The sequence below is a fragment of the Acetomicrobium mobile genome, assembly GCF_937920065.1.
The window spans coordinates 1-8471 of the sequence record NZ_CALETC010000019.1; the positions used below are offsets into that span (position 1 = coordinate 1).

The 8471-nt window shown below is 42.9% G+C and carries 6 protein-coding genes and 2 pseudogenes; 6 read left to right on the forward strand and 2 right to left on the reverse strand.

The features are described 5' to 3' along the window. Window positions 1–580 precede the first annotated feature (580 nt). Together Q7P41_RS00685 and Q7P41_RS00690 are read left to right on the forward strand one after the other, a co-directional pair. Entirely contained in the window at window positions 581–760 is a 180-nt protein-coding gene (locus tag Q7P41_RS00685) for a hypothetical protein (protein WP_303881295.1), read from the forward strand. A 162-nt stretch (window positions 761–922) separates the two neighbouring features. Then, complete coding sequence (locus tag Q7P41_RS00690) at window positions 923–1072, forward strand: hypothetical protein (RefSeq protein ID WP_303881297.1); 150 nt, start codon at window positions 923–925, stop codon at window positions 1070–1072. 665 nt (window positions 1073–1737) lie between these two features. Here Q7P41_RS00690 and Q7P41_RS12645 read toward each other — a convergent pair. Next, window positions 1738–1890: pseudogene (locus Q7P41_RS12645) on the reverse strand (hypothetical protein); the annotation flags it as partial. A 915-nt stretch (window positions 1891–2805) separates the two neighbouring features. Beyond that, on the reverse strand, window positions 2806–3693 hold the full coding sequence (locus Q7P41_RS00695; protein WP_303881298.1) for a LysR family transcriptional regulator: 888 nt from the start codon (window positions 3691–3693) through the stop codon (window positions 2806–2808). A 357-nt stretch (window positions 3694–4050) separates the two neighbouring features. On the opposite strand from Q7P41_RS00695, the gene Q7P41_RS00700 reads away from it, so the two are divergent. From Q7P41_RS00700 to Q7P41_RS00715, 4 genes and pseudogenes are all read left to right on the forward strand, one after another. Further along, window positions 4051–5169: a tyramine oxidase subunit B gene (locus Q7P41_RS00700; RefSeq protein WP_303881301.1), complete on the forward strand. Its 1119-nt coding sequence runs from the start codon at window positions 4051–4053 to the stop codon at window positions 5167–5169. Between the two features lie 183 nt (window positions 5170–5352). After that, a pseudogene (locus Q7P41_RS00705) lies at window positions 5353–6419 on the forward strand (ISLre2 family transposase); the annotation flags it as partial. Between the two features lie 215 nt (window positions 6420–6634). Then, the gene (locus Q7P41_RS00710; protein WP_303881304.1) at window positions 6635–7663 is read left to right on the forward strand and encodes a DctP family TRAP transporter solute-binding subunit; all 1029 of its coding nucleotides are present in this window, start codon (window positions 6635–6637) and stop codon (window positions 7661–7663) included. Between the two features lie 136 nt (window positions 7664–7799). After that, window positions 7800–8288 (forward strand): TRAP transporter small permease, encoded by a 489-nt coding sequence (locus Q7P41_RS00715; RefSeq protein WP_303881306.1) that lies wholly within the window; start codon window positions 7800–7802, stop codon window positions 8286–8288. Window positions 8289–8471 lie beyond the last annotated feature (183 nt).

Genomic DNA, 8471 nt, shown 5'->3' on the forward strand with positions numbered 1-8471 from the left:
CTGAGGCGATGGCAAGGGCGGGCCAGACCGATAGTGCCCTCGGAACTTTCAGCAAAGCTATGGATTTTTACCAAAAAATTGGCGACAAGGAATCCCAGTCATGGGCGGTAACCGAAATTGCCAGTAGTTGAGCAAGGGTAGGACAGTTCGACAAGGCGCTGCAAACCGCCCAGAAGGTTTCGGACGCCGAGGTTCGTTCAAATACGCTGTCTGAAATAGCCATGGCTATGACCCGTGCAGGGCAGCTCGATAAAAGCTTAAAGGTCCCTCAAACTATACAAGACCCTCTGGCTCGCCTCGATACCTTGGCGAGGATAATAAACGTCATAAAGGCGCAAAAGCAGCAATAAAGCTCGTTTAAAAGTTCGGATGTCGCCAAAGGCTGTAGGGACAACTTTACACGTTCCTTCTTTAACAAATCCATAACGGTACGGATTTTCCGAGGGTTGGCTGATAAAGTTGGGTGGTTACTTAAAGGTTTTAGGGAATCATTAAACATGGTGACAGGAGTCAAATAAAAAACTTTCGTGGAAAAATGGAGTACAAGCCCATTTTTCCCTTGTAAAAAGGGCAACCTTGCATGATCAAGATACTTCCCCCAGTTCACGATCCGGCTGGAGGTCTTCTTCTATGCCCAGATTTGCCCTCAGCCGATCTAGTTCATCGATCTCGCTTTCAGTGCAATACACCATTTGGAATGACAAGCACAGAACGAGATCGCATAAAGGAGTTGGAACGGGAAAACATAAAACCAGCCTGAGCCAACGAAATTCTTAAGAAAGCAGCTCACTTTTACTTAAGCCTTAGCTCGGGTCACTTGAAGAAGTAGTTATATTCATCGATGAGCATAAGCCAGATTGCGGAGTCAACCTATAGATCGCTTTGTCAACATACTACGTACTATGAAAGAAAGCGTCGTCAAATGGACCTTAACATTCTACTAGACCACACAGAGCGTGACGCCATGCTAAAAGAAGAGATCAAAAGTGTATTGGAGGAATTTCTGAGTCTACGAAAGCTAGAAAGGTATGGCAGCAACTTAACCGAGAAGACATTAGAGCGGCTCGGGTGAACCGTAGGGCGGTTGATGAAGGATATGAACCTAAAGGGGGTAGTCCGTGGTCGAAAATCAAGGACTACGACTCCAGAAAAGTCCGTTGTCGGATCAGCAGATCTGGTGTGTCGTAACTTCACCGCACTTTGTCTTAAAGAAACTTCAGGTGGCAGACCTTGCATATGTCGCTGTACGTAACGGGTTCGTATTATGCTGCGTTCGTCATAGATGTATTTACCCGATTTATTGTAGGTTACCGCGACCTAGGTCTTTAAGCACTGATCTAGCATTTGATGCCTTAAAGCAGGCTCTATATGCCCGGAGGGATACGAAATTGTTGATTCACCACAGCGACCAATTGTTATCCGGTATTTATCCATACGCTATACGGAAAGGTTACGCGAGGCAGAGATAGAGCATATTATGGGCAGTGTCGGTAACCCTTACGAAACGTGTTGGCTTAAATCTGTAATTGGTCTTTATAAGGCCGAAGTAATCTCTGGGTGTAAGTCCTGGTATGACTTTAGAGATGTCTAGTATGCCACATTGGAGTGGGTAGACCACATAACAACAGGAGGATATTTGGTGCAATAGGAAACATTCCACCTGCTGAAGCTTTTAGGAAAGGTGTTACAATCTCCAGGAGTACAATCTTCAGGGGACCCCAGCAGCTGTGGTTGAACTCAAATAAAAAGCCTCCGGAAAAGCTGGGCCGGTTCAAATGCATTGTGGAATCTGTATCTGTTGTAGTAAATCTCCACATATCCAGACACCATTCGTTCCGTCTTTTTCCTCGCAAAATATCCCCTCCCATAGAGCAGCTCGACTTTCATGCTGTGGAAAAAGCTTTACATCACTGCATTGTCCCAGCAGTTTTCTTTCCTGCTTTTGAGCTATATGATCCCGTTTTTTGAAAGTATTCCCTGACATTCATAACTGTCATTATCAAGAGCCTATGGCCAAATGACAATATAAGTCTGTCTTTGGTTTGCGCCTTGATATCGCCAGGTTGATCGCATCTATGATTAACTTTTTGTGTTACGTTCTTCTATGGCCCAACCGACGACTTTCCTTGAATAAAGATCACTATCGTTACTAAGTAAAACCATCCGTTGCTCGTTTATATGTAAGTAATGCCCCACCTCCCTTTCGTCAGGACGCGATGCTTTAAAATCTATGTTCAACAAGTTGGGCACCATCTAATAAAGAATGGTTTGAAATCCCTAGCACTCCAGAACTCTTTCTTCTGTTGTACCGCGGGAATGGAAAGTTTTTCCATTATGTGCCCAATGCAGCGCTTCGCCGTATTGATTCAGATAGGGGCAGGTGAGTCTTAATCCTGGGGGCTCCCATAGCGCTTACCCTCGTCCTTCTATGATGGTTAGGATCTTGCCAGCAAGCAGTCTCTTTAGCGTGGCGGATGGCAATGCATCCTGCTTTGTAACGATAGTAACTAGCATGGGAAACTTTTAATTTGTGGCACATCTTCTTAAGCACCGTATTCGCGTAAGCTCCCCTATGCTTCAGCATTTGTCATCTACCGTTATTTCTTCAAGAAGATGGCCGCTACTTTTTTAGTATGTCACGCTCAATTTTAAGGTCTAATACTTCCTCTTTCAGTCTGCGAATTTTTTTCTCATGAGTACCCTGCTGTCTGTGGCCTGTGCCCGGAAAACATTCATCCGGTCTTAATATTTTGTTATTTTTAGTTTACTGCATTTCGGACTGGGGGGTGAGTTGTGAAATGGGCTCTATATCTCCTCTTTTTCGCCAATCAATTTCATGAAGAGCTCCATCTGAGGCGTGACCCATTTGTTCTTGTGATAAACAACCTGGCTCCAGAGCTGTACATCGCACCCTTTGACGTCGAGCTCGACTAACTCGTTTTTGCGAACGCTTTCGTTTACAATGTACTTTGGGAGAAAAGAAACTCCCATGCCGTTTTTGATGAGCTTCAGGATCCCTGTGGTGTTGTCTATCTCCAAAAGCGGCGTGTACTCGATACCAAGTTCCGCTACAAGCTCGTCTAGGGCAATCCGGTACACAGACCAACTTTCAACCAAAATTAGGGGTTGTCTAAATATTTCCCCGATGGGAATGCTTTTTTTACACGCAATGGGATTTTCCGGACATGTGACGAAAACTATCCTCTCCCTATTGACATATGTGTGAACGCATCCCTTGACGAACAACTTTTTTCCTAGAAGATAGGCTATGTCAATCTCGTTTTGCCTCAACTTCTGGTAGAGGTTGGTTCCTGTCGACAGGTTTATGGTGATATTGACCAGCGGCATGATCGAGTGAAATAGCGGCAACAGATCGCAGAATCTCCAAATGAAGAGTGATTCTAGCATGCCAATGCGAAGACTGCCGTGGCACGTCTCCGAGGAAGATATCATGTTCTTAGCCTTCAAGATGATGCTTAGTATCTCGTTTGCATATATTAGAAACTCCTGCCCCTTTGTGGTAAGGGATATGCTTTTGCCCACTCTATCAAATAGGGGTACTCCTAGCTCCTCCTCAAGCTGCTTTATCTGTATGCTCACAGCTGATTGAGTGTATCCCAGCTCTCTGCTGGCGGCTGTAAAGCTGCCGAGCTCCGCTACCCTAGTAAAGGTAAAGATGTTTTTGAACTCCATATCCTCAAATCCATTCATCTAAAATTTTTATACATAGTATATATTTCATTTATTTTACAAATAGAAAGAATTGTTGTAAAGTTTTGTTACTTATACATGGCAAAAAATAGTTATGAATCTGCTGGAAAATCCCATGGTACCTATTGTTTTATCTATATCATCTTTAGTCTAGCACTTTAAACGACATTGGTTTGATTTGAGTTTCATGTAGTTGGTGATGAGGAGGTGTTTGATGAAGGTCCCATGATAGGCTTCTTTCAAGAGTAAAGTAAATAAACTAAATGGTGTAGTAATAAGCAGAAGATCTATATGCGTATACAATAAAATTACAGCATAGTTTATGGGAGGGTTTAAAAAGTGGCTGAAGTTAAGAGTCTTTTGCTTTCACAGGCTGATTTAATCAAGACTGGCGTCCTCGATATGCCCAAATGTGTTGATGTAATCGAAGAAGTTTTCTCGCTTCTTGGCAAAGGGGATTATATTATGGGTGGGCCCAAGGAAAACGAACATGGGCAAATGATTTTTTTCCCAGAAGAGGAACGGTTTCCCGGCATGCCCGTTGCAGGCCCAGATCGCAGATTCATGGCAATGATCGCTTATCTTGGGGGTAGATATAAAGTTTGTGGTGAAAAATGGTATGGGTCTAACCTAAAAAACCACGAGAAAGGCCTTCCTCGATCTATTTTAACTATTATTCTCAATGATGCCGATACAGGGGTGCCATTTACTATTATGTCAGGCAATCTTATCAGTGCTATGAGAACAGGAGCCGTTCCAGGTGTTGCTGCTCGGTATCTCTCTCGATCTGGAGCTAAAGTTGTAGGGGTCATCGGTGGCGGTGTCATCAATAGGGCATGTCTCTGGGCTATTTATATAGGATGTCCGACAATTAAGGAAGCTTACCTTTTTGACGTGAACCCAAACAAATATGAGGATTTTGCAAGAGAAATAAAAGAAAAAACGGGTATCCAAGTTCATTATGCAAATTCAATTGAGAACGCTGTTCGACCCGCCGATGTAATTACTGTTGCCACGTCCGGGGAAGTTTTTCCTCGTATCGAAAAAGAGTGGATTAAGAGAGGTTGTCTGGTTACTCTCACAAGTGCTGCTGACATGGATCTCGAGTGTTTTACCGAAAATACGGTTATTGCCGACAACTGGAAGATGCATCAAGCCTTCATCGCCGATGGCAAAGAGCATCCAAAGGGTATAGATGCTTTGGCCGTTGTTGCACCTTCCTTCTTTCTTCTTAAATATGTTGATGTAGGCCTCTATGATGCATCAAGGATAAGAAATCTTGGTGACGTAGTCAATGGTGATGACCATGGCCGAAGAAATGACGATGAGATTATCATTCTCGTCACTGGTGGAATGCCCGTGCATGATATAGCTTGGAGTTATCATCTTTATGAAAAAGCAAAGGATATGGGAATAGGCACTGAATTCGTGTTCTTTGACAAGCCTTATTGGAAATAAAGCTTGTTTTAGCTATGAGAAACCGCGATTGCGTGAAATATTTGTAGGAGATTTTCAGAGGTAAAAAGAAAGGGGCCGTTCCTTTTGGTAGAATCTTTGTAACGCCAAAAATTCATAAAGGGGGGGTCCCAACTTAGACAAGGTTGCTTAACTACAAATTGTCTAAAACTTCATCTCTGAGATAAGAACAAGGCGTCTCGAAGAAAGAAGGGATTAGTCGTAGAAAGGCGTGAGGAAAAAAGGTGCATCTATACCCTCTTTGGGAATATGTCCTTTAACAGGACTTACTACTTCGACAAAGCTCATGATAAATATATATCCCTTAGATGAAGCCCCGAGATTGGAAAATACGAAAGACTAAGCGAAGCGGTGGCGGTAAAGCTGGTAGAAACGGCTGATCAAGTATTGTACGCCAAAAGCTCTTCAAACGTAACTGGCGATGAGTTGTCCAGGCAAAGGGTCAAAAATAAAGTCCACAACTTGAATTAAAGGCCTTAAAAGTAAAGGTTCCTAAAGAAGCAAGAAGCGTAGGGGTATTGCGCATAGACGCGGACGAAGATCATGCATACCTACAAGGGGGGAGAAACACGGCAGTTCTTTTAGTCTGCATATACGAAGGAACTTCGAAGTTGGCATCCAAAAACAGCTGTATAAATCCCCTATACATGGGCGGTTACGGAAAGGACACGGACGAGTTTTGGCTGGAGTAGCAGATAGGATATGCGAAGCTTACGACCCGGACGATATAAAGGACAATACATCCACGGAGACGGTGCAAATTGGATAAGACGAGGGATAAGCTGGCTACCCGAGGCAAAGTCGGTGCTCGGATAAATTCCACCTAAATAAAGCAATCATCGAATCCACGGCAAGGCAGCCTGAAAAAAGACATGATATATACAAGGCCATAAATATAAGTGACATAAACTCTTTTAAGAAAATAACCTTTGAGATGACAAAGAACGCTTCAGACGAAAGGGAAAGAAAAAAGATCGCAGATTTCAAAAGATATATAACCAACAACTGGAGCTCCATTACGATTCGAAACGAAGAAGACTGCGGCAGTTCAAGCCTTAAAGTGTCCCGTAAGCCATGTGCTTTCTTCGAGGTTAAGCTTCAGGTCGATGGCCTGGAACCGTAGGGGCTTAAAGGCCATGTCTACGCTGAGGGCCTACATCTGTAGCGGTGGCAAGGTGACGTCAGAACAGGTAAAGCAAAAACACCAAGAGGACGATAATGCGGACAGAAGATTGGTTGTACGCCTTAAGACCCTTAGGATGTGGACCGTGAAGCTGAAAGAGACCAATGGATACGTCCTGGAATAACAAGACATTGCTAAAAAATAGCAAGCTTATTATTTGAGCATGGATAAGAGGTGGTGCAATGTTGATTTTGGTTGGGAGTTAGGTTAGAGTCGCGAAGCGATAGAAGCAAAGTTTTTTCAGAAGATTGGAGGAGATTTTGCATGAAAAGATGTGGTGTTGTTTTTTTTGTTGCTGTGTTGGTTTTCTGCATGGTTTTTCCGGCGTTTGCCGCAATAACTGAAGGGGTCATAAAAATCGCGCATACTGAAAAGGCCAACGACCTCTTTGAAGATCACTATCTTGCTATGACTACTGTTTTCAAGAACGTTATGGAGCAAGATACGCAAGGTCGTTTTAAGGTTTCCGTATTTCCTAATGGACAGCTTGGAGACAACCCTTCGATGCTTGAACAGTGCCAACGGGGGTTGATACAGATTACCTGTTCGCAATCAGTTGGCCTTCTAGGTACATATAATCCCAAATTTAACCTTTTTGAGATCCCCTTTGTATTTGAGAATACTGAACATATTTCTGAAATGTATAATACCGATTTTACAAGAGCGCTGATAGAGGAGACAGCGAAAAGTAAGGGCATTCGCCTTACCGGGATCATGCCAGCTGGCATGCGTTGTTTTACTAACAATGTTCGACCCATAGTGACACCGAAGGACATGGTAGGACTCAAGATTCGTTCAATGGAAATTCCTGTTTATATGAAAATGATTCAGGCACTGGGAGCGTCTCCGACCCCCATTCCTTGGTCTGAGCTTTATACCGCTTGTCAGACTGGCATTGTCGATGGTCAGGAGAATGCTCCGCAGAGCCTCATCCTTTTGGGACTCGAAAATGTTCAGAAGTATCTTACTCTTGATAATCACACGGGCAATATTGTTACATTTAATGTCAACGAAAAATTCTATCAAAGTTTGACTGATGAGGACCGTAAGGTTTTTAACCGTGCAGTACGTGAAGGCATTCGTTCATTTATGGGTATTTTGAAAGCAAAAGAGGCTAGAGATCTTGAGTATTTAACGAAAAAGATGGAGATTACTTATTTGACTCCAGCACAGAGGGAGGAATTCAAAAAAGTTGCAACGCCCCCAGTTATTGAGTATATGATAAAAGAGCTTGGGAAAGAGGTAACAAGTGAGTTTTTGAAAGCGGCTGAAGAAGTGAAGGAAAATATTTAATAGGCATTGGAGGGTTTAGTCGGACTGTCTGTCAAAAAGTATCGAATGCGAGGTAAAAAGCGGCTAACAAAAGTTTTTCAATGGTCTTATTTGCCGCTTTTTACTGCGACAAGATGTTGAAAAGGAGCGTCGGAAAATGGAACGAGAATCCTTTATCGACGGCATCGCAAATTATATTTCTCTTGCTGTCGAGGTGATCTGTGGGTTGTTTATTTGTTTCTTGGTATCAGTCCTATTCATAAATGTAATCGGTAGATATGTCTTCAGTATCTCAATTCCATGGGCGGAAGAGGTTTCAAAATGTTTGATAATTTGGGTCTCGATGTTGGTGCTGAGCACTCTAGTAAAAAACTCAGAGCTGATTACAGTCGACTTTTTTGACCGTCTTTGGCCTGCAAGACTCATCAAATACAGGGACTTTACCTACCGCATCATCATGGTGGTCATATTTTCGGTTTTACTTTACGAGGGATGGCTTATGGCGTGGAATGCACGTAATGTTTATATGGTTAGCCTAAAAATAAAAAAATTTTGGCCGTACTTGTCGATACCCATGGGTATATTTTTCACACTGATTCAGCATTCGATTGTCCTATACAAATTGATGCGGAAAATGAAGGAGTGATTCTTGGATGGCGATTTTGATAGTAATCGGCTTACTCATGTTTTTGCTTATTTTTGGGGCTCCAGTCATTTTTGCTGTAGCGGCGTCAGGACTCTCCTACTTTTTTTTCAACCCTGATATGTATGAAGCAATAGCGATTTATCCACATCGTTTATTTACAGGTATGGACAGTTACGTTTTCTT